The organism is Pseudonocardia charpentierae (assembly GCF_031845345.1).
GTDB lineage: Bacteria > Actinomycetota > Actinomycetes > Mycobacteriales > Pseudonocardiaceae > Pseudonocardia > Pseudonocardia charpentierae.
This window is the reverse complement of the sequence record NZ_JAVREJ010000005.1, coordinates 153496-174073: the sequence shown is the minus strand read 5'-3', so window position 1 is coordinate 174073 and position 20578 is coordinate 153496. Positions and strand designations below refer to the sequence as shown.

Genomic DNA, 20578 nt, shown 5'->3' with positions numbered 1-20578 from the left:
CGTCACTGAAGCCGCCGGGGGCCCGCCCCCTCCCGCGTGGGGGGCGGGCCGAGCACGATCCGCGCGCCGGACACCGCGACGCCGTCGGGCCCCGCGAGCACCGGGTCGAGGATCAACGACCGGACCTCCGGCAGGTCTTCGGCCAGCCGGTTGAGCCGCAGCGCGATGTCCTCGAGGGCGTCCAGTGCGGCCGGGGGCTCGCCGCGGTAGCCGGACAGCAGCGGTGCGGCCCGGGGTTCGCGGATCAGCTCGGCGGCGTCGACCGTGGACAGCGGCAGCGGCCGGTAGGCGCGGTCGCCCAGCAGCTCGGTGGCCATGCCCGAGAGCCCGAAGGACAGCAGGGCGCCGAACGACGGGTCGTCGAGCAGGGCGAAGACGCACGCCGTGCCCGGCGGGGCCATCTTCTGCACGAACACCTCGTCGCGCCCGGACGCGCGGGTGAGGTCGGCGTACGCCTGCCGGGCTCCCTGGTGTGTGACGATCGTCAGCCGCACTCCCGCCCCGTCGACCCGGTGCCGCCACCGCTCACCGGTCGCCTTGACCGCCACCGGGAACCCGAGCTCGCTCGCCACGGCGACGGTCTCGGCGGCACTGCGGGCGCGCCGGAACGGCAGCATCTCGATTCCGTAGCAGCGCAGCAGCGCGACGCGCTCCTCGTCGCCGAGCACGTCGCCGGCAGCCCGGTCGCCCTCGCTCAGGTGCCGCTCGACGAGTGCCCGCGCGCTCTGCACGTCGATCCCGGCCGGCCGGATCATCTCGCCGGGTGGCGCCGTCCGCCAGCGCGCGTACCGCACGGCCCGCCCGAGCGCGGCGACGGCGCGCTCCGGCGTGGGGTAGCTGGGCACCGATCCGCGGTCCGGAACGCCGTCGGGCCCCGGGACCGCGAGCTCGGCGAGCATGCCCTGGGTGGCGAGGAAGGTGCTGACCACCGGCTTGTCCAGCCCGGCGACCGCCTCGCGGACGGCCGCGGCGTGCGCGGTGCCCGACATCGCGAGCGGCGGGACGAACACGACCACGAGCGCATCGACGTCGCGCGACCGGCCGGCTTCGCGGACGGCCGATGCGAGGTCCGCGGGGCCGACCGTGGTGCCGGCGTCGACCGGATCGCCCGCGAGCTCGAGGCCCTCGCCGTGCAGGGCGTCGACGACCAGCAGGTTCAGCGCGGTGGAGTTGCCGACCACGGCGACCCGGCCGCCCGCCGGCAGCGGTTGGTGGGCCAGCACCTGGGCGGTGTCGAACATCTGCGTGACGTTCGCGACCCGGATCACGCCCGAGTGCTCGAACAGGGCCTGCACCCGGGTCTCGTCCGCAGGCGACCCGGTGGACGCGAGCGACTCCGGGGTCGTCGCCGTCCCGGTCCACCGGCCGCTCTTCACCGCGATGATCGGCTTGGTGCGGGCGAGCCGGCGGGCCAGCCGGGCGAACTTCCGCGGGTTGCCGAACGACTCGAGGTAGAGCAGCACGACGTCCGTGGCGGCGTCGGTCTGCCAGTACTGCAGCACGTCGTTGCCCGACAGGTCGGCGCGGTTGCCCGCCGAGACGAACGTCGACAGGCCCAGCCCGCGCTCGGCGGCCGCCGCCAGCAGGGTGACCCCGAGCGCGCCGGACTGGCTGAAGAACCCGACCCGGCCCGCCGCGGGCATCATCGGTGCGAGCGTGGCGTTGAGCCGCACCTCTTGATCCGTGTTCGCGACGCCCAGCGCGTTCGGCCCGACCACGCGCATCCCGTGGGCCCGGGCCTCCTCGGCGAGCCGACGTTGGGCGCTCACGCCGTCCGGCCCGGCGTCGGCGAACCCCGCGCTGACCACGACGAGCGCCTTGACGCCCTTGGCCAGGCAGGAGTCCATGACCTCGCTCATCCCGGCCGCCGGCACGGCGACCACCGCGAGGTCGACGTCGTCGGGGATGTCGGTGACGGCCGGGTAGGCCCGCACCCCGCGCACCGAGCGGGCCTCGGGGTTGACCGGGTAGACGGGCCCGGCGAAGTTGCCGCGCAGCAGGTTCAGCAGCACGGCGTGGCCGACCTTCGTGGGGTCGGTGGAGGCGCCGATCACGGCCACCGAACGCGGGTGCAGCACGTTGTGCACGCTGCGGGCCTCGGCGCGCTGCTCGCGGGAGTCGCGGACCTCCATCGAGCGCTCGGTCGGGTCGATGTCGAACTCCAGGTGCAGCACGCCGTCGGCGAACTCGCGGCTGACCTGGTAGCCCGCGTCGCGGAACACCCGCACCATCTGGTTGTTCTGGGCCAGTACCTCGGCCTCGAAGCGCCGCACGCCGCGCTCCCGGGCCGCAGCCGTGAGGTGCTCGAGCAGGATCGAGCCGAGCCCGCGGCTCTGGTGGTCGTCGCGGACGACGAAGGCCACCTCCGCCGGGCCGACCACCTCCTTGCCGTCCGGCCCGAGCGTGCCCTCGTAGCGGCCGACGGCGATGATCTCGCTGCCGAGCAGGACGACGAGCGCCACCCGCGCGTGGTGGTCGACGACGGTGAACCGTTCCAGGTCACGCGGGGAGATGTACGGGTACGGCCCGAAGTAGCGCAGGTAGCGGGTGCGCTCGGAGAGCCGGGAGTGGAAGTCCACGACCGCGTCGGCGTCGCCGGGCAGCATCGGGCGCAGGTGCACCACCCCGCCGTCCGAGGCCACGACGTCCGCCTCCCAGTGCCGGGGGTAGGCCGGCTCCGGCGGGGCGGACGCCTCCGTTGCGAGCGCCTCGTCCATCGGCGTGCTCCTCCTGCTCAGTCGCGGGGGTCGTGCGGGTCCAGGCCGTGCAGCGGGAACACTGCGCGCCGAGTGTCGAGCACCGCGGCGTCGACCCGGTCCGCTCCTTCGGTCCAGGGCTCGTGGGCCACGTCGACCCCGTCCGACATATCCGTCGGCAGGGGTCGCCCGGTGAGGCGCGCGGCGTAGCCGGTCCACCCGGCAGGCACCGGCCTCCGCGGGTCGACGTCGCGGTCGAGCACTGTGGCGAGCAGGTGGGTCCACGACCGCGGAACGACCCGGTACAGCCCGTACCCGCCCCCGCCGAGAGCAAGCCACCTGCCCCCGGCCGTGCGCTCGGCCAGCTCGCGCAGCTCCCGGTAGATCGTGCGGTGTCCGTCGACGGAGAGCTGCAGGTGGGCCAGCGGGTCTTCGGCGTGGGTGTCCGCGCCGCACTGGGTGACCAGCAGTTGTGGCCGGAACGACTCGAGCAGCGACGGCACCACGGCGTGGAAGGCACGCAGCCAGCCGGCGTCGGCGGTTCCGGGCGGCAGCGCCACGTTCACCGCCGATCCCGCGGCGTCGCCCTCGCCGTACTCGGCAGGCCAGCCGGTGCCCGGCCAGAGGGTCAGCGGGTGCTGGTGCAGCGAGATCGTCAGCACGCGGGGGTCGTCGTAGAAGGCCGCCTGCACCCCGTCGCCGTGGTGGACGTCGACGTCGACGTAGGCGATGCGCTCGAAGCCATGGTCGAGCAGCCACGAGATGGCCAGAGAGCAGTCGTTGTAGACGCAGAAGCCCGAGGCGTGGTCCCGCATCGCGTGGTGCAGCCCGCCGGCGATGTTCACCGCCCGGTCGGCCCGGCCCTCGGCGATCTCCCGGGCGGCACGCAGCGAGCCGCCGCAGACCAGGCAGCTGGCCTCGTGCATCCCGTCGAAGATCGGGTTGTCGTCCGTGCCGAGCCCGTGCGCCGGGTCGTCGCCCTGCTGCGGTGCCGCTCGGACGGCCTCCAGGTACGCCGGCGCGTGCACCCGCTGCAGCTCGACGTCGGGTGCAGGGTCCGGCTCGAGGAGATCCACCCCCTCCAGGACGCCGAGCTCGCGGGCGAGCCGCATCGTCAGGTCGAGGCGGACCGGGTTGAGCGGGTGGTCGGGGCTGAGACGGTAGGTGAGGAACTCCGGTGTCCACACCACCGCGGCTCGCGGGCTCATGGCGAGCAACCTAGGCGATCCGCGGGCTGCCCGGGACCGGTCGAACGGCCGCTCATGGCTCGGCTCCGGTCGCGACGGGCCGGTGCGGGTCGGCGGACCACTCCGACCAGGAACCCGGGTACAGCGCAGCGGGCCGCGCAGCCGGGCGGAGTCCGGAGTACTCCAGGGCCAGGACGACTGCGGCGGCGTTGACCCCGGAGCCGCAGTAGGCACCGACCTCCGCGGAGCCGTTGTCCCGGTCCGTACGTCCGTCGACGGGAGCGACGCCCCGTGCCTCGTAGTGCCGGGCGAGCGCCGTCGGAGGCAGCCACCGCCCGTCGGGACCGAGGTGTTCGGTGGCCGGCGCGTTCCGCGCTCCGGGGATGTGCCCGGCCCGGGCGTCGACCGGCTCGGTCTCGCCGCGGTAGCGGGCGCCCGCCCGCGCGTCGAGGAGCACACCGTGGCGTGCCAGCTCCGCCGCGGCGTCCGCGCCGACGACCGGCATCCCGCCGGGGTGCACCACGACGTCGCCCGGCGCGGGCCGGCTCGGCGTCGCGGTGACCGGGAGGCCCTCGGCGGTCCACGCCCGGAACCCGCCGTCGAGCACGGCGACCCCGTCCGCGGGCAGGCCCGCCCAGCGCAGGAGCCACCAGGCCCGGGCGGCGACCGCACCGGTGTCGTCGTCGTACGCGACCACCCGGGACTCCTGCGACACCCCGGCCCGGCGCAGAACCGCCTGCAGCGCGCCGGCATCGGGAAGCGGGTGGCGCCCTCCGGGGCCGGGAGGCGCGGCGAGTTCGGTGTCGAGGTCGACGAACACGGCACCCGGCACGTGCCCGGCCTCGTGGTCCGCGCGCCCGGCCGGCCCGCCGAGGCGCCACCGGACGTCGAGCACCACCGGTGCCACACCGCCGCCCGCTGCGCTCCTCAGCAGGGCGGCCAGGTGGGCGGGCTCCAGTAACGGAGCCGTGAACTGCGGGGTCGGGGAGGTCACGCCTGTCATCCTGCCCTTCAGGGGCGACGGCGCCGGGCGGATCGTCCGGATACGATGGGGGAAACGAAGGGGCCGGTTGTGAACGAGCTCATCGATACCACCGAGATGTACCTCCGGACGATCTACGAACTCGAGGAGGAGGGCGTCGTGCCTCTGCGGGCACGGATCGCCGAGCGCCTCGGGCAGAGCGGGCCCACGGTGAGTCAGACCGTGGCCCGGATGGAGCGCGACGGGCTCGTCGTCGTCGGCGGCGACCGGCACCTCGAGCTCACGGCCGTGGGCCGCGGGCGCGCCGTGGCCGTGATGCGCAAGCACCGGCTGGCCGAGCGCCTCCTCGTCGATGTGATCGGCCTGGAGTGGGAGTACGTGCACTCCGAAGCGTGCCGCTGGGAGCACGTGATGAGCGAGGCCGTCGAGCGCAAGCTCGTCGCGCTGCTCGACAACCCGACGGTGTCGCCGTACGGCAACCCCATCCCCGGGCTGGACGAGCTGGAACGCTCGACGAACGGTGCGGACGTCGTCGAGGGTGAGGCCGCGGCCATCTCCGTCCCGGCCGCCTTTGAGGCCGGGCTGCAGCGGCTCGACGAGCTCGCCCGTCGCGGGGGCGGCCTCGTGGAGGTGCGGCGCATCGCCGAGCACGTCCAGGTGGACGCCGAGCTGATGGTCGAGCTGAAGAGCGCGGGTATCGTGCCCGGCCACGACGTCCGGGTCGGCGTGATCTCCCGGTTCGGCGAGGCCGTCCCGGTGAGCACGGACGACAGCGCGTCGACGACGGTCGCCCCGAACGTCGCGCACGCGGTGCTCGTCCGGGCCCGCTGAGGGCACATCCCCCGATCGGGAAATCGGCGTCGGCGTGAGACCGTGGGCGGGCGGCGCCGGGCCGGACGACGGCACGGGCCGAGCTGATCGACCCGTCCGAGGAGGATGTCCGTGAAGCTGCTCGTCACCGGCGGCGCCGGCTACGTCGGCAGTGTCAACGCCGCTCACCTGGTCGCTGCCGGCCACGAGGTGGTCGTGCTCGACGACCTGTCGACCGGTCACCGTGACGCGGTGCCGACCGAGGCCCGGTTCGTCGAGGCCGACCTCGCCACGGCGGCGGACGAGGTGCTCGCCGAGGGTTTCGACGGCGTGCTGCACTTCGCGGCCAAGTCCCTCGTCGGGGAGAGCGTGCAGCGGCCTGAGCTGTACTGGCGGGGCAACGTCGTAACCGCCATCGGGCTGCTCGACGCGATGCTCCACCACGGCACGCCGCGGCTGGTGTTCTCCTCCACGGCGGCGACCTACGGCGAGCCCGAGCAGGTGCCGATCCGCGAAGACGCACCGACGCGCCCGACGAACCCCTACGGGGCGAGCAAGCTCGCGATCGACCACGCGATCGGCTCGTACGCGCGGGCACACGGGCTGGCCGCCACGAGCCTGCGGTACTTCAACGTGGCCGGTGCGCACGGCCGGTTCGGCGAGCGCCACGCGGTGGAGACCCATCTCATCCCTCTCGTCCTGCAGGTGGCGTCCGGGCAGCGGGAGAGCGCCCAGATCTTCGGCGACGACTGGCCCACCCCGGACGGGACCTGCGTCCGCGACTACATCCACGTCGACGACCTCGCCGCCGCCCACCTGCTCGCGCTGGCCCACGCGGTGCCCGGCGAACACGCGATCTACAACCTCGGCAGCGGCAGCGGATTCTCGGTCCGCGAGGTGGTGGAGGCTTGCCGGACCGTGACCGGGCACCCCATCCCGGCCAACGTCGCCCCCCGCCGGGCCGGCGACCCCGCCGTGCTCGTGGCCTCCAGCGCGGCGGCGAGCGAGGCCCTCGGTTGGCGCCCGGAGAAGACGGACCTGCTGACGATCGTCTCCGACGCGTGGCGGTTCGCGCAGGGGCGTCTGCCGGTCTGACTACCGGCTCAACGCGGGGCCGGCACCGCCCGGACCCTGCTCCGGCCACCACCCGGCTCACCGACGCGACCGTCGCCTGCCGCGCCCTACCACGCGCGTCACCGGCATGGCCGGTGGCTCGGGAGCCGACAGGCACTCGCGGACCCGTTCCGGCGGGATGCCCGCCGCCCACACCGCGCGCAGGAGCCGGGTGAGCCGGTGCCCGGGCCATGCCTGCTCGGCCCGGTCCAGCGCGATGCCCGCCAGTGCACCGTCGCCGCGCAGCTGCGCGCACGCCGCGAGCAGCACGGCGGGCTCGGCGGCCTCCGGGTCGGGCGTCTCGCGGGTGAGCGCCGCCCACAGATGCTCCGCTCCGTCGACGTCCGACGCGGCGCAGCGGGCGAGTGCGGCGTCGCGCACCTCCACGTCGGACAGCGCGAGGGCGAGCGCCACCACCCGCCCGTCGTCGAGGTGCAGCCGCCCTGCTGCGGCCTCGTCGAGCGCGTGTCCCGTCGGCACCGGGTCGCCGGGCCCGTCGGTCGGGTCGTCGGCGAGCCCGAGCTTGACGCGCGGATCGGCGGGGTCGAGCGCCGCGTCGACGGCGCGGGTGAGCATCCGCGCCCGACGGCGCAGACGGCCGGGCGTCGTCGGCGCGACGAGCTTCTCCAGATCCGCACGGTCGGCGAGCGCCACGAGCCCCGCGGCGACGGCGGTGGCGGCGAACGGGGTGGTGTCGGGGTCGGGAACGGCCCCGCGGCAACCGCACGTGTCGTAGCAGGCCCAGGCCGCTCCGGCACCGGTTCCCGCCGCCCACGTCCGCGACTGCACGGTCACCCCGCAGGCCACCAGCGCCTCCTCCGCGACCGCGGCCAGGTCGTTCGACGGGAGCGCCCCGCCGAAGGGCACGCCGCCCGCCGCGACCGGATCACCGCCGACCACGACCACCGCGACCCCGGCCGGCGCCACGCGCAGGACATTCGCCGCCAGCGCCCGGCACACGGCGGGTGCGTCGTCGGCCGGGGGCAGGTCGACGCGTTGCGTCAGCTCGATCCGGCGCCCCGAGCTGCCGCCGAACGCGATGAACAGCAGTGAGTCACATGGATGGAACCCGATGAGGTAGGGCAGGGCGGCGAGCAGCTCGTCCGGGTTGCGCAGCCGGGTGACCAGCGTGGTGGGCGGGGTGGCCGGAGCAGGCGAGCCGGGAGGTGTCATGCGGCGAGGCTGACGACAGCCGGGGCCTGCCCGCCAGCTCTGCTCCGAACGGCTGTGGACAACCCGGGCGAATCACGGCGTCGATCACGGGGACGGGGCCGTCTGTGGACAACTGTGTCTCGGCCCACGCACATATCGTCGCCCAGTGTTAACGTCGCCTGGCTGCCAAGGCGTCATCGGAGTCGCAAGTCTGGGGGCTGACGTGCAGATACGCAGGCGTGAAAGGGACGACTCCGTGTACGACTACGACCTGTTGGTGATCGGGTCAGGACCGGGCGGCCAGAAGGCCGCCATCGCCGCCGCGAAGCTGGGCAAACGCGTGGCGGTCGCCGAGCGGCGCGACATGATGGGCGGGGTCTGTGTCAACACCGGCACGATCCCGTCGAAGACGCTCCGCGAAGCCGTCCTGTACCTGACCGGCTTCTCGCAACGCGACATGTACGGCGCCAGCTACCGGGTGAAGTCCGACATCACGATCGGCGACCTGCTGGCCCGCACCGCGCACGTCGTCGGGCGCGAGGTGGAGGTCATCCGCCACCAGCTGCTGCGCAACCACGTCGACATCCTCGGCGGCACGGCGCACTTCGACGATCCGCACACCGTCACCGTGCACGGTGCCGCCCGCGGTGACCACAACACCGTCACCGCCGAGAACATCGTCATCGCCACGGGCACCCGGCCGAACCGGCCCTCGCAGGTCGAGTTCGACGACGAGCGCGTGCTCGACTCGGACAGCGTGCTCCAGATCAAGCAGGTGCCCAATTCCATGGTCGTGGTCGGCGCCGGCGTGATCGGCATCGAGTACGCCTCGATGTTCGCGGCGCTCGGCACCCGCGTGACGGTGGTGGAGAAGCGCCCCTCGATGCTCGACTTCTGCGACCCCGAGGTCGTGGAGTCGCTCAAGTTCCACCTCCGCGACCAGGCGGTGACCTTCCGCTTCGGCGAGGAGGTCGAGAAGGTCGAGATCACTCCCCGCGGCACGGTCACGAGCCTGGTCAGCGGCAAGCGGATCGCCGCGGACATGGTCATGTACTCCGCGGGCCGGGGCGGTGTCACGGAGGAGCTGCAGCTGGAGAAGGCCGGCCTGTCCACCGACGACCGGGGCCGGATCAAGGTCGACGACCACTACCGGACCGAGGTCGAGCACATCTACGCGGTCGGCGACGTGATCGGCTTCCCCGCGCTCGCCGCCACGAGCATGGACCAGGGGCGGCTCGCCGCCTACCACGCCTTCGGGGAGCCCGCGCGCGAGCTGCAGAGCCTGCAGCCGATCGGCATCTACACGATCCCGGAGATCTCCTACTGCGGGAAGACCGAGCAGGAGCTCACGAAGGAGGCCGTGCCGTACGAGGTCGGGATGTCGCGTTACCGCGAGCTCGCCCGCGGCGCGATCATCGGCGACTCCTACGGCATGCTCAAACTGCTGGTCTCCACCGAGGACCGGACGTTGCTGGGCGTGCACGTGTTCGGCACGAACGCGACGGACCTCGTGCACATCGGCCAGGCGATCATGGGTTGCGGCGGCACCGTGAACTATCTGGTCGACACGGTGCTCAACTATCCGACGCTGTCCGAGGCGTACAAGGTGGCGGCGCTCGACGCCACCAACAAGATCCGCGCGGTGAACATGTTCGCCAACGGGTCGTCCGACGAGTCGCCTACGCCGGACGACCCGCCCGCGCCGACCTCGCCCATCGACTGAGGGACGCGGGTGCACCCCGACACCGCGGCCGCGAGGCCGAGGCGGGGCGTGCCCGGCGACCTCATCGACCTCACCCGTTGGTACCTCACACTGCCGATCAAGGACCCCACCGGCAGGGACAGGTCCGGGCCGTGGGACGTCCACCAACCCGGCCTGCGGCACTTCAGCTGCGCGTACTTCCGGTTGTCCTCGGTCGAGGCGGTGCCGGCGGTCGAGTACATCGCCCCGGTTGACGGCGTCACCACGTCCGGGTCGGGGGCCACCCGGTCCGAGCTGCGGGAGATGAGAAACGGCACCGTCAAGGCCTCCTGGGCCTTCGACGACGGCGAGCGGCACGTCCTGACCACCACTCTCACCTGCGACGGCACCGGCATCGCCGACGGCCGCCAGGAGGTCATCGTCGGGCAGATCCACGGGCCCGGTGGCACCCCGCCGATCATCATCTGCGTCAACCACAAGCGCGGAGGGGCGCTGGAGCTCTTCAAGCAGGGCCCGCGGCAGGGTGACCTGCTCACCGGACTGACGCCGGACACCACGTTCACGTACCGGATCGAGTCGCCCGGCGATGGCCGGTTGAGGGTCTACGCCTGCCTCGGCGACGTGGAAGAGCTCCCCGCCGTGCCTCAGTTCGACTTCCCGTCCTCGGCCTTCACCGAGACATCCGGCCTGTACTTCAAGGCGGGGGCCTACAACAAGACCGAGACCGATGCGGGTGCCTCAGGCGCCGCCGTGGTCCGCCAGTACCGCTGCGACCTGGTCTCGGGCTCGTGGTTCGACCGGTTCGGGCACGCCCGGCCGTGAGGATCAGGCGTGCCGCGGCCTGGTGCTAGTTCCCGTTCGGGAAACAGTTCGGGAGTTCGGTGCTGCCGACGGAGATCGAGTCCTTGCTCACGAACGCGGTGTTGCCGTCCGGCTTCGCGGTCTTGCCTCGTCGCCGCGATCGGTGAAGCAGAGCGCTGTGACCTGCTGGTCGGGAACCAGGCCGGTGTAGACCGCCGCGGAGTCCTTGGTCGGCCACAGGTAGCCCGTGGTGGGCTGGGTGATGATCGCCGTGGACGCCGTCTCGGCGGCCGCGGGCCCCGCGAGGGCCACGAGTCCCGCCACAGCGACTGCGGCTCCGGCAGCACCGGCAATGAGCTTGCGCATGGATTTTGTCCGTCCATCCTGGTGAGGTCGGCCCCGGTGTTCCGGCGCCTGGAACCACCGTGCCGGGGGACGGAGGCATGCGGCACCGCGCGATCGACCGGTCCGGCGGGGGACCGTGGCGTCGGGCCATCGGAGGACGACCACCGGCCGTGGCGCCCGGCCGGGGTGGAACTAGTAGCCGACCCCGTGCCCGTCGAGCCAGGGGCGCGGGTTGACGGCCGTGCCGGCCGGGGTCTGCACCTCCATGTGCAGGTGCGGCCCGGTCGAGCGGCCACGGTTGCCCACCTCGGCGATCTCCTCGCCTGCGGTCACCTTCTCGCCCACCTGCACGAGGGACCGGTTGACGTGCCCGTAGGTGGTGACGGTTCCGTCGTCGTGCCGCACCCGGACCCACAACCCGAACCCGCTCGCCGGACCTGAGGCGATCACCTCGCCGGCCACTGGGGCGTGGATGGGGGTGCCGACGGGCGCGGCGATGTCGATGCCGTTGTGGCTCTTGCCCCAGCGCGCGCCGAATCCGGAGCTGACCCGGCCGGCGACCATCTGCACTCCGCCGGTGGCGAGGTCGGCCACGCGCGCGGCCGGCCCGTCGACCGGGACCGCCGGAACGTCCGTGGGCGCGTCGGCCGCGGTGGCGCGCGCACGGAGCTGTGCCGCCTTGACCAGTTCCGACACACCGGCGACCGCCGGCCCGGCATCAGGAGCCATCGTGACCGGCAGGCTGACCAGCGGCGCGACCACCACCGGCTCGGCCGCTGCCGAGGAGTCGGTCGCGGGAGCGGTGCCGACAAGTTCCTGCACGCTGAGCTTGAGCATGTTCGCGCCGTCGGCCGCGACGGGGAGGGTCTGGGAGAAAGCGGCCTGGCCTGCTGCGGCGAGCGCACCACCGGCAAGAACGGCGGCGATCACTCGAGGCGCGACGACCGCGCTCATGGGAGCGGAGGCGGTGACGTAGCCGGCACCACCTGCTCCCGCTGCCGCCGCGACGGGCGGCAGCGGGAGCCTCAGGTGTGTGCGCCGGCCCTGGGGGGAGCGGTGCCGTGCCACTACCTTTCCTTCCGGATCCACGGGGCCCGGCCGGACGTCCCTCGGGGGTGGGTCGGACCGCATCGGGGGGTTGCGGTCCGTGTCCGGTCTGTGATCGAGCCGTGATCGATCCGGCGACAACGTTAACCGGTTGCGCGCCTCGAGGAACCTCTGGTTGCTCGGACTGAGACGGCCGGACGGAACGGCGCGGCGAACGGCAGACGCGGCGTGTCGAGCGGAAACGCCGAGGTCGTGAACCGTTCGTCGCGTCGGTGAGCCCGAGCAGTGCGGTTGCTGCAGAGGGCACCGAACCGCCTTCTGCGGGTCCACCTCGTCCGACACCGCTCGTCACGCGGGGTAACACACGTCCGGACCGGGAACCCCGTCTTCTGCGCAACCGTTCCCGGTGCGCCGTCGTCGCCCGTGGAGGAACCGACAATGTCGTCAAGCCCTGCACCCCCCGGTGCTCCACGGTCCGCTCCCCCGCCGCCGGGACCCGCGCTCCCGCCCGCCGAGGTCGGCGGCTTCGCCAGACGCAGCGCGCTGGGCTTCATGGCGGTGGTCTTCGGGGCCCTGTTGCTCGCCCTGGCGGTGCAGATCGCCGCCGAGCCGGTGCTGCGCCTCGACCGGGACGTCGCCGGCAGCCTCAACACCGTCGTCGCGCCGCGGCCGTGGCTCGTCACCGTTCTCCAGGTGCTCACCGCACCCGGCGCGGCGGTCACGGCCTGGATCATCCTCTCGACGCTGACGGTCACGCTCGTGATCCGGCGCCGGTACCGCCTCGGGGTGTACGTGGCCGTCACCGGGCTGGGCACGGCGGTGCTCAGTCCGCTGATCAAGCAGCTGGTGGACCGGCTGCGACCGATCGTGGAGATGCCCGTGGCCACCGCAGGCGGGCCCTCCTTTCCCAGTGGCCACACGCTGGCGGTCACGGTCTGGGTCGGCGTGGTGCTGCTCGTGCTGCTGCCCGTCCTCCCGCCGCAATGCCGGCGGGTGGCGGTGGCCGTCGGGGTGGCGCTCGTCGTCGTCGTCGGACTGACCCGGATCGCGCTGGGTGTCCACTTCGTCTCCGACGTGCTGGCCGGCTGGCTCGTCGGCACCGCGTGGCTGCTGGTGACCGCGACTGCGTTCCGCGCCTGGCGACGGCACGAGGGCCTGGCCGTCCCGCCGACCGTCGACGGGCTCGCCCCGGAGATCGCCCACGACCTGGACCACGTCCCCGGGCACCGGACCGAGCACCCGTGGACGACCGTGGCCCAGCTGCTCGTCAGCGCAGTGCTGCTGCTCGGGGCAGTGGTCGGGGTCGGCCTGCTGATCGTGCACGTCGCCGCGGGCACTGCCGTCGAGCGGGCGGACGTCGGGGCCGTCCAATGGCTCGCCGACCACCGGGTGCCGTGGCTGGACGCCGCCTCCGCCCCGCTCGCCGAACTCGGCAACACCAAGGTGATCATCGTCGGCGGCCTCGTCGCGGCCGCGCTCGCCTACGTCATCACCCGCCGGTGGCGCCCCTCGCTGGTCATCGCCGCGGTTCTGGTCGGTGAGGTGCTGATCTTCCTCGCCGCCACGGCGGTGGTCGGGCGGTCCCGGCCGCCGGTCGCCCATCTCGACACCGTCCTGCCGCCGACGTCGAGCTTTCCCTCCGGGCACACCGCGGCCGCAAGCTGCCTCTACGGCGCGATCGCCGCGCTCGTACTGCGCGGCACGAGCGCATGGTGGCGGTGGGTCGTCCTCGCGGTCGCGATCGTCGTGGTGGTCGGGGTCGCGTTCGCGCGCATGTACCGGGGGGCGCACCACCCGACGGACGTGCTCGCCAGCCTGGCGTTCGCGGTGCCGTGGCTCCTCGTGACGTTACGGCTGGTCGGAGACCGGGTGGAGGCACCCGCGCGCCCGGCGCGGCGCGCGGAACCTGTCGGGGGCACCCGCTAGCGTCGGTGCATGTCGGCTGGCGGCGTTCGACCGCTCCTCCACCTCGGGCGGCTCGCGCCGGTCGCGGTCGTCACCATCGCGCTGGCCCTCGTGGCGGCCTGCGGTGCGCCTGCGGCGCAGCCGCCACCCGGGCCGGCCGGTGCGTCCGACGAACCGACGTCGTCCGCCACCGCGTCGCCCGCCGCCCTCAGCGCCTCCCCCCGCGGCACGCTGGTGGTCCACGGCACCGGCGACGTCAATCTCGACCCCTCGTACATCCCGGCCTTGCGTACTCGGGGTTACGAACACGCGTGGACGGGGCTCGGAGGGCTGTTCACCGACGACGACCTGACGGTCGTCAACATGGAATGCCCCGTCTCGGACCGCGGCACAATCGTGCCGAAGGAGTTCAACTTCCGGTGCGATCCCGCCGCCCTGCCGGCCGCCCAGGCCGCCGGGGTGGACGTGGCGAACCTGGCCAACAACCACAGCGGCGACTTCGGCCCGGATGCTCTGCTCGACTCGCTGGGGCGGCTGCGCAGCGCCGGCATCGCGCCCGTCGGGGTCGGGGAGAACCTGCGGGCCGCGTCGACACCGGCCGTCGTCGAGCGCGACGGGTGGCGCATCGCGGTGCTCGGGTTCGGCGGGGTCGTGCCCGCTGCCGACTGGCTCGCGGGGCCGAGCCGCCCGGGCATGGCCAGCGGCGACGACACCGCTGCGATGGTGGCAGCCGTCCGCGCGGCGGGCGAGGTGGCCGACCTGGTCTTCGTCACCGTCCACTGGGGCGTCGAGCTCGACACGCGGCCGCGGGCGGACGACGTGGCGCGGGCGCACGCGTTGATCGACGCCGGGGCGGACGGCGTCTTCGGCCATCACTCGCACCGGCTGCAGCCCCTCGACTCCTACCGCGGCCGGCCGATCGCCTGGGGGCTGGGCAACTTCGTGTGGCCCAGCCTTTCGGAGGCCGGCTCGCGCTCGGCGGTCGCCGAGTTCGTGGTGACGCCCGACGGCGCGGTGACCGGCTGCCTGCTCCCGGTCCGGATCACCTCGCCGGGCCACCCCGAGCTGGTCGGTGCGCGATCGTGCCCGGCGTAGGGGTCACACCACGAGCACGATCTTGCCGGTGGTCCGCCCCGCCTCACCGAAGCGGTGGGCGTCCGCCGCCTCGGCCAGCGGGAACGTCCGGTCGACGAGCACCTGCAGCGCGCCCGCCTCGACGAGCGCGGCCAGCTCCTCCAAGCCGTCGCCGTCGGGCTCGACCATCATGCCGACGGCGTGCAGGCCTCGCGCCTTCGCGGCCTCGACGGCCACAGCGGCCGCCGCCGACGGCAGGCTGATCTGGATCCCGTCCGGGTGCAGCACGTCCAACGAGCGTTCCGCGACGTCGCCGCCGATGAGGTCGTAGATCACGTCGACCGGCTCGACGACGTCCTCGAACTTCTGGCTGCGGTAGTCGACGGCCTCGTCGACGCCCAGCTCGGCGAGCAGGTCGTGCTTGGCCGCTGACGCCGTGCCGATCACGTGGGCGCCGTGGGCCTTCGCGATCTGGACGGCGAGGTGGCCCACTCCCCCGGCGGCGGCGTGGATCAAGACGCGCTGCCCCGGCTGCACCCGGGCGATGTCGACGAGGCACTGCCAGGCGGTCAGACCGGCCAGGGACAACCCTGCCGCCTGCTCGACCGACAAGGCATCGGGGCGACGGGCGAAGTGCCGCGACGGCGCGGTGACGAACTCCGCGTACGCCGCGGCGGGCCGCGGGAACCATGGCATGCCGAACACCGGATCGCCGACGGCGAAGCGGGTCACGCCGGGCCCGACGGCGTCGACGATGCCGGTGACGTCCCAGCCGACGGTGAGCGGCAGACCGAACTGCACCGCTGCACCCTTGCCCCCGCGGGTCTTCCAGTCGACGGGGTTGACCCCGGCCGCCTCGACCCGCACCCGCACCTCGGTGGCCACCGGCTCCGGGACCGGCCGGCTCTCGACCTCGAGTACCTCGGGACCACCGAATTCGTGCTGCACGATCGCGCGCATGGAATCCATGCGGTGGTCCTACCATGCGCCGCCGCCGCGGAGCCGGATCAGGCCCTGACGCCGCCCTCCACGATCACCGGGCGGGAGCGCTCCCAGTTCAGGTACCGGTCGGTCTCGGCGAGGAAGGAGCCGGCGAGCCAGAGCGCCACAACGCCGTCGTCGGCCAGACCCAGCAGCGGCACGACCGCCTCCGGGACGAGGTCCAGCGGGGAGAGGAGATAGGCCAGGCCGAGGGCGAGCAGCGCCAACCGCCCGCGTCCCAGCGCGGCGTACCGTCCGGACACCGCCTCGCCCACCATCCGAGGCACGGCGCTCAGCCGCTCCCCCAACGCCGGTGCGCCGGGCTGCTGCCCGCGCACCACTGCACGCCAGAGCACGGTCAACGCCGCGAGCCGCCGGGGTCGGTATGTCGCCATGTCCTGCTCAACGTCCGAATTCGGGCGCGCTGTTCCCGAGGTCGTCCCGGGACGAACCGGTCCGGAGCCACCGATACGCTGGCACGCCTCGGGGAGTTCGTCGTCCCCGTTCCGGTCGTCCGGCTGTCACGGGAGCTCCGATGGGCCGCACGTCCCGCCGCCGCACCGCGCCGACACCGATGATGGCGGTCGTCGCGGCGGCGCTCCTGCTCGCCGGCTGCGGCGGGTCGCTCGCCGACGCCGACAGCCCCGCACCGGCACGTCGCGACCGCACGCCTCCCGGCGACTTCTGCGGCGCGGTAATCGCCGGGACCCGGGCCGCCCAGCCGCTGGCCGCCCTGCTCAACCGTGGCGGCACGGTCCCGCGCGCCGAGCTCGACAGCGCCGCAGAGGCTGTCCGCAGCGCCTACGCGGACATGGTCGCCACCGCACCGGGCGAGATCCGCGCGGACGTCGAGCGGTCGGTCGCCGCCGTGGACCTGCAGCTCGACGCGCTGGAGGCGGCGAAGGGCGACACCGCGGCGATCGCCCGCGATGCAGGGTTGCGCGACAAACTCACGTCGCCGGAGTACACAGCTGCGGCGGACCGCGTCCGCTCCTACGTCGGCGAGCACTGCGGCATCACCTCCCGCGGGCCGGGCTGACAACCTCCCGCTCGAAGAAGGGGTTGCATCGACTGCTATCGCGATATATCGTGATGGCACGCGATGGAACTCGGAGATTCCGAGTCGCGAACATCAAGGAGAACCACCATGAGCAGCATGAATCCCCCGTGGGAAGCCGGCTGGCCCGGTCGCACCGGTCACCCGCACCGCCGTCACCGTCGGCCAGGCCCGGGCGCCGGTCCTGCCGAGGCACACATGGGTCCGCCTCCGGAACCACCGGAGGATCCCGCCGAGGAGATGGGTCGCGGCCGTGGCCGCGGAGGCCCGTTCCGGCGTCGCATGGCCGGCGGCTTCGGCCCCGGCGGTCCGGGTTTCGGCCCGGGCGGCCCGCCCCGCGGATTCCCCGGACGCGGCGGGCGCCGCGGACGACGCACCCCGCGCGGTGACGTGCGTAGCGCCGTCCTCGCTCTGGTCGCGGAGCAGCCGCGGCACGGCTACGAGATCATCCAGGAGATCGGCGAGCGGAGCGGCGGCGTCTGGCGCCCCAGCCCGGGGTCGATCTACCCGACGGTCTCGCAGCTCGAGGACGAGGGCCTGGTCCGCATCGAGAAGGTGGAGGGCCGCAGGGTCATCCACCTCACCGAGGCGGGCACCCGGCACGTCGAGGAGCACCGCGCCGAGCTCGACGCGGTGTGGGAGGCGGTGGGCCGCGACGTCGACGACGACGCGGCCGCGCTGTGGGAGCAGCTCTCGCAGCTGCACGCCGCCGCCCACCAGGTGATGTCGGCGGGCACCTCCGAGCAGATCGCCGCGGCAGGTGGCGCGCTGGCGGAGGCCCGCAAGACGATCTACCGGCTGCTGGCTGAGTAGATCCCGCCCGATGCCTGGCGCCCGCTCAGCAGTCGCGCAGCTCCGGCGTCTGGTTGAGTACCTGGCCGCGCGGCGACACGAACTCCCGGTAGACCGGCGAGTCGACGGCCGCCGGAGCGAACGCCGCGACGCGGTGGCAGTTCTGGAAGGCGAGCACGACCCCGAAGTGACGCTCCAGCGCGCCGCGGATCGCGTTGCTCGCCAGCGCCCGCAGCAGCTCGCCGCGCTCACGCTCCGACGGAGGCGGCACCTCGTGCTGCCCGAACGGGGCGCCCGGGTGGGCGCTCAGGTCGTCCGCGGCCGCGCCGACGACCTTCCAGGCATAGGGCAGCGAGTCGCGGACGACGGCGACGAAGCGGGCGTCGTCGAGCTCGCCGCGCGCTGCGGCGTCGAGGACGGGAGTGGGGACGTCGAGGGACACGGATTCCTCCAGAGGGTCGAACGAACTTCGATCAGGACCGGACGAGCGCGCCCGGTACGAACTCGGGGTCGACCTGCGCGGCGAGGTCGGTACCGGTGGCGCGGTCGCCCCACGACGTGGCGTTGCGCAGGTGGAAGTCGACCGTCGCGCGGTGGTACGCGGCCCAGTCGCGCTCGCAGGCGTCGAGTGCCGCCAGGACGGACCCGAGAACGGCGAGGTTCTCCGGCTCGAGCCGCGCGACGGGTGCGACGGCACCGCGTTCGGCCGCGCGCACCCACGGCGACGGCGTGAGACACCCCAGCAGCGCGTCGCCGACCTCCGCCTGCAGGTACGCCAGGTCGTCGGCGTCGGCGACCTTGTTGCCCAGCACCCGCAGCGCCACACCGTGGCCCGCCGCGTGGGCGGCGTACTGCCGGTACACGCCGACGCCGCGCCGTGTCGGCTCGCTGACCAGCACCGTCAGGTCGAACCGGGTGAACAGGCCCGACGCGAAGGCGTCGGCCCCGGCGGTCATGTCGACCACGACGTACTCGCCGGGCCCGTCGACGAGGTGGTTGAGCCACAGCTCCACCGCACCGGTCTTCGCGTGATAGCAGGAGACGCCGATGTCGGCCTCGTCGAACTCGCCCGTGACGAGGTGGCCCACGCCCTCGGCGGTTGTCGCGGAGTACCGGCGCAGCAGTTCGCCTGTCGGGTCGAGGTCGAGCAGTCGTGAACCGCGTCCGGGCGGCGTCGTCTTGATCATGGCGGCGGCCGACGCGACGCGCGGGTTGTCGGCCCGCAGGTGGTCCTTGAGCCACGCCAGGTCGGCGCCGAGCGGGCGCGGGCGGGGCCCGTCGTGCCCCAGGGCGGCTGCCAGGTGCTGGTTGATGTCGGCGTCGACGGCGACGACGGGCCGCCCGTGCGCGGCGAGGTAGCGGCTGAACGCCGCCGCCGTCGTGGTCTTGCCGCTGCCACCCTTGCCGACGAACGCGATGCGCACAGCCGTCCTCCCGTTGTCGTTCCCTGTTGATGAAAACGATAACGGTTGTCACTTATGAGTGATCGACTCGGGGTGCCGTCACGGCCGGCGGCGGCTCCGCCATTCCGCCAGCAGGGCCCGCAGAGGCAGGACCACGACGCCCTCGTCCGCCAGCTTCCGCCGCGCGAGCCGGCGCGTCGAGAGGACCGCCACCACCGCGAAGGCCCACACCACGTACTGCACCGTCCACGCCACCCGGAACGCCTCCGGCGTGTAGCCCCCTGCCCGGCCGAGCACCACGCCGATCGCCCAGGCGACGAGCAACGACGCCACGAACCCGCCGACGTTGACGATGCCCACCGCCGCGCCCTGCCGGGAGCGCGGGTTGAAGGTGCGCGCGTAGTCGAAGCCGATCATCGAGCCGGGGCCACCGGTGCCGATCACGATCACGAGCAGCACCAGCAACCAGCGCGGCGCCGGCGGCGCCACCAGCAGCACCGCGGACCACACCAGCGCGTGTGCGCCGATCACGCTCAACACCAGGTACGAACGGCGCATCGGATGGCGGGCGGCGAACTCGCCGAACATCGGGCCGGCGATGATGCCCACGACCACGAGCAGCGTCAGCAGGGCACTCGCCTGCCCGGTGGTCATCCCCTGCCCCGCCACCAGGTACGGCACACCCCAGAGCAGGCCGAACACCGTGCCGCAGAACTGCGTGCCCGTGTGGGTCCAGAGCCCGAGCCGGGTGCCCGGCTCGAACCACGACGTCCGCAGCCCGCCCAGCACCTCCCGCGGCGGCGCCGCCGGGGGCGGCGGCGGGGCACCCGGCGGCCGGTCGCGCACCAGCACCAGCACCGCGAGCCCGACGAACACCCCCAGCCCGGCCGCGCAGAGGAACGCAGGGGTCCACCCCGGGCCGTGCAGCAGCGCGGCGAGCGGCACCGCAGACAGCACCTGCCCGAGCTGCCCCACGAGGCCCGTCAGCTGCGTCATCACCGGGACGCGCCGCGGCGGGAACCAGGCGGTGACGACCGAGAGCACGCTGATGAACGTCAGCGCGTCGCCCGTGCCGATCAGCACCCGCGCGGCCACGGCGAGGGGCAGCGTGCTCGCCAGCGCGAGCACGAGCTGGCCCGCGGCCATCGTCAACGCACCCACGGCGACCAGCGTCCGGCCGCCGAACCGGTCGAGCAGCAGACCGACGGGCACCTGCAGGGCCGCGTAGACCAGCAGCTGCAGCACCACGAAACCGGACAGCGCAGCGGGGCCCGCCTGGAAGCGCTGCGCGGCGTCCAGCCCGGCCACACCGAACGACGTCCGGTGCATCACCCCGACGATGTAGGCCGCGAGCGCGACCGACCAGACGACCCAGATCCGGCTCGTCGTCGTCGACCCGGCCGACGACCTCGTCTCTGTCAACGGTGACCTCACACAACCCACGGACGTCCATGGTGGGTCATGTGCGTGCCTATCGGGGATGCTGTGCGGGCGGACTCACGTTCCCGGGACGGTCGGGGCGGCAGACGGG

The 20578-nt window shown here is 73.5% G+C and carries 19 protein-coding genes; 8 read left to right on the top strand and 11 right to left on the bottom strand.

Going from position 1 to position 20578, the window contains the following annotated elements; genetic code table 11:
• Positions 1-2 precede the first annotated feature (2 nt).
• From RM445_RS10155 to RM445_RS10145, 3 genes are read right to left on the bottom strand one after another with little or no spacing between them, the layout of a single operon-like run.
• Positions 3-2717 carry a bifunctional acetate--CoA ligase family protein/GNAT family N-acetyltransferase gene (locus RM445_RS10155; protein ID WP_311555913.1) on the bottom strand — a complete coding sequence of 905 codons (2715 nt, stop codon included), beginning with the start codon at positions 2715-2717 and terminating at the stop codon, positions 3-5.
• 17 nt (positions 2718-2734) lie between these two features.
• The gene (locus RM445_RS10150) at positions 2735-3904 is read right to left on the bottom strand and encodes an acetoin utilization protein AcuC (protein ID WP_311555912.1); all 1170 of its coding nucleotides are present in this window, start codon (positions 3902-3904) and stop codon (positions 2735-2737) included.
• A gap of 52 nt (positions 3905-3956) precedes the next feature.
• A complete protein-coding gene (locus RM445_RS10145) occupies positions 3957-4886 on the bottom strand; it encodes a sulfurtransferase (protein WP_397469268.1) in 930 nt (309 codons plus the stop codon).
• A 69-nt stretch (positions 4887-4955) separates the two neighbouring features.
• Here RM445_RS10145 and RM445_RS10140 point away from each other — a divergent pair, with 69 nt between their 5' ends.
• Positions 4956-5696, top strand: coding sequence for a metal-dependent transcriptional regulator (locus tag RM445_RS10140; RefSeq protein ID WP_311555911.1), 741 nt, complete (start codon positions 4956-4958; stop codon positions 5694-5696).
• Positions 5697-5807: 111 nt separating this feature from the next.
• On the top strand, positions 5808-6770 hold the full coding sequence (galE, locus tag RM445_RS10135; protein WP_311555910.1) for a UDP-glucose 4-epimerase GalE: 963 nt from the start codon (positions 5808-5810) through the stop codon (positions 6768-6770).
• Between the two features lie 57 nt (positions 6771-6827).
• Here the strand turns inward: galE and RM445_RS10130 are convergent, their stop codons facing one another.
• Positions 6828-7961, bottom strand: coding sequence for a DUF4192 domain-containing protein (locus RM445_RS10130; protein ID WP_311555909.1), 1134 nt, complete (start codon positions 7959-7961; stop codon positions 6828-6830).
• 235 nt (positions 7962-8196) lie between these two features.
• On the opposite strand from RM445_RS10130, the gene sthA reads away from it, so the two are divergent.
• Together sthA and RM445_RS10120 are read left to right on the top strand one after the other, a co-directional pair.
• Positions 8197-9663, top strand: coding sequence for a Si-specific NAD(P)(+) transhydrogenase (gene sthA / locus RM445_RS10125; RefSeq protein WP_311555908.1), 1467 nt, complete (start codon positions 8197-8199; stop codon positions 9661-9663).
• 48 nt (positions 9664-9711) lie between these two features.
• Positions 9712-10464, top strand: a complete 753-nt coding sequence (locus RM445_RS10120; RefSeq protein ID WP_311555907.1) for a polysaccharide lyase family 7 protein — start codon at positions 9712-9714, stop codon at positions 10462-10464.
• Positions 10465-10551: 87 nt separating this feature from the next.
• Here the strand turns inward: RM445_RS10120 and RM445_RS10115 are convergent, their stop codons facing one another.
• Positions 10552-10809 (bottom strand): hypothetical protein, encoded by a 258-nt coding sequence (locus RM445_RS10115; protein ID WP_311555906.1) that lies wholly within the window; start codon positions 10807-10809, stop codon positions 10552-10554.
• 171 nt (positions 10810-10980) lie between these two features.
• Positions 10981-11856, bottom strand: coding sequence for a M23 family metallopeptidase (locus RM445_RS10110; protein WP_311555905.1), 876 nt, complete (start codon positions 11854-11856; stop codon positions 10981-10983).
• A gap of 417 nt (positions 11857-12273) precedes the next feature.
• On the opposite strand from RM445_RS10110, the gene RM445_RS10105 reads away from it, so the two are divergent.
• Both RM445_RS10105 and RM445_RS10100 read left to right on the top strand, forming a co-directional pair.
• Complete coding sequence (locus RM445_RS10105; RefSeq protein WP_311555904.1) at positions 12274-13761, top strand: phosphatase PAP2 family protein; 1488 nt, start codon at positions 12274-12276, stop codon at positions 13759-13761.
• Between the two features lie 9 nt (positions 13762-13770).
• The gene (locus RM445_RS10100; protein ID WP_311555903.1) at positions 13771-14835 is read left to right on the top strand and encodes a CapA family protein; all 1065 of its coding nucleotides are present in this window, start codon (positions 13771-13773) and stop codon (positions 14833-14835) included.
• Positions 14836-14838: 3 nt separating this feature from the next.
• On the opposite strand, the gene RM445_RS10095 is transcribed toward RM445_RS10100, so the two are convergent.
• Both RM445_RS10095 and RM445_RS10090 read right to left on the bottom strand, forming a co-directional pair.
• Positions 14839-15783, bottom strand: a complete 945-nt coding sequence (locus RM445_RS10095) for an NADP-dependent oxidoreductase (RefSeq protein WP_311555902.1) — start codon at positions 15781-15783, stop codon at positions 14839-14841.
• Positions 15784-15821: 38 nt separating this feature from the next.
• Positions 15822-16190: a YkvA family protein gene (locus RM445_RS10090; RefSeq protein ID WP_311555901.1), complete on the bottom strand. Its 369-nt coding sequence runs from the start codon at positions 16188-16190 to the stop codon at positions 15822-15824.
• A gap of 140 nt (positions 16191-16330) precedes the next feature.
• Here RM445_RS10090 and RM445_RS10085 point away from each other — a divergent pair, with 140 nt between their 5' ends.
• Positions 16331-16834 carry a hypothetical protein gene (locus RM445_RS10085; protein WP_311555900.1) on the top strand — a complete coding sequence of 168 codons (504 nt, stop codon included), beginning with the start codon at positions 16331-16333 and terminating at the stop codon, positions 16832-16834.
• Positions 16835-17050: 216 nt separating this feature from the next.
• Positions 17051-17665: a PadR family transcriptional regulator gene (locus RM445_RS10080; RefSeq protein WP_311555899.1), complete on the top strand. Its 615-nt coding sequence runs from the start codon at positions 17051-17053 to the stop codon at positions 17663-17665.
• 25 nt (positions 17666-17690) lie between these two features.
• Here RM445_RS10080 and RM445_RS10075 read toward each other — a convergent pair whose 3' ends face one another.
• The 3 genes from RM445_RS10075 to RM445_RS10065 form a co-directional block, all read right to left on the bottom strand.
• A complete protein-coding gene (locus RM445_RS10075) occupies positions 17691-18086 on the bottom strand; it encodes an SCO5389 family protein (RefSeq protein ID WP_311555898.1) in 396 nt (131 codons plus the stop codon).
• Between the two features lie 31 nt (positions 18087-18117).
• A complete protein-coding gene (locus tag RM445_RS10070; protein WP_311555897.1) occupies positions 18118-19068 on the bottom strand; it encodes an ATP-binding protein in 951 nt (316 codons plus the stop codon).
• Between the two features lie 78 nt (positions 19069-19146).
• Positions 19147-20469 carry an MFS transporter gene (locus RM445_RS10065; protein ID WP_311555896.1) on the bottom strand — a complete coding sequence of 441 codons (1323 nt, stop codon included), beginning with the start codon at positions 20467-20469 and terminating at the stop codon, positions 19147-19149.
• Positions 20470-20578: the final 109 nt, after the last annotated feature.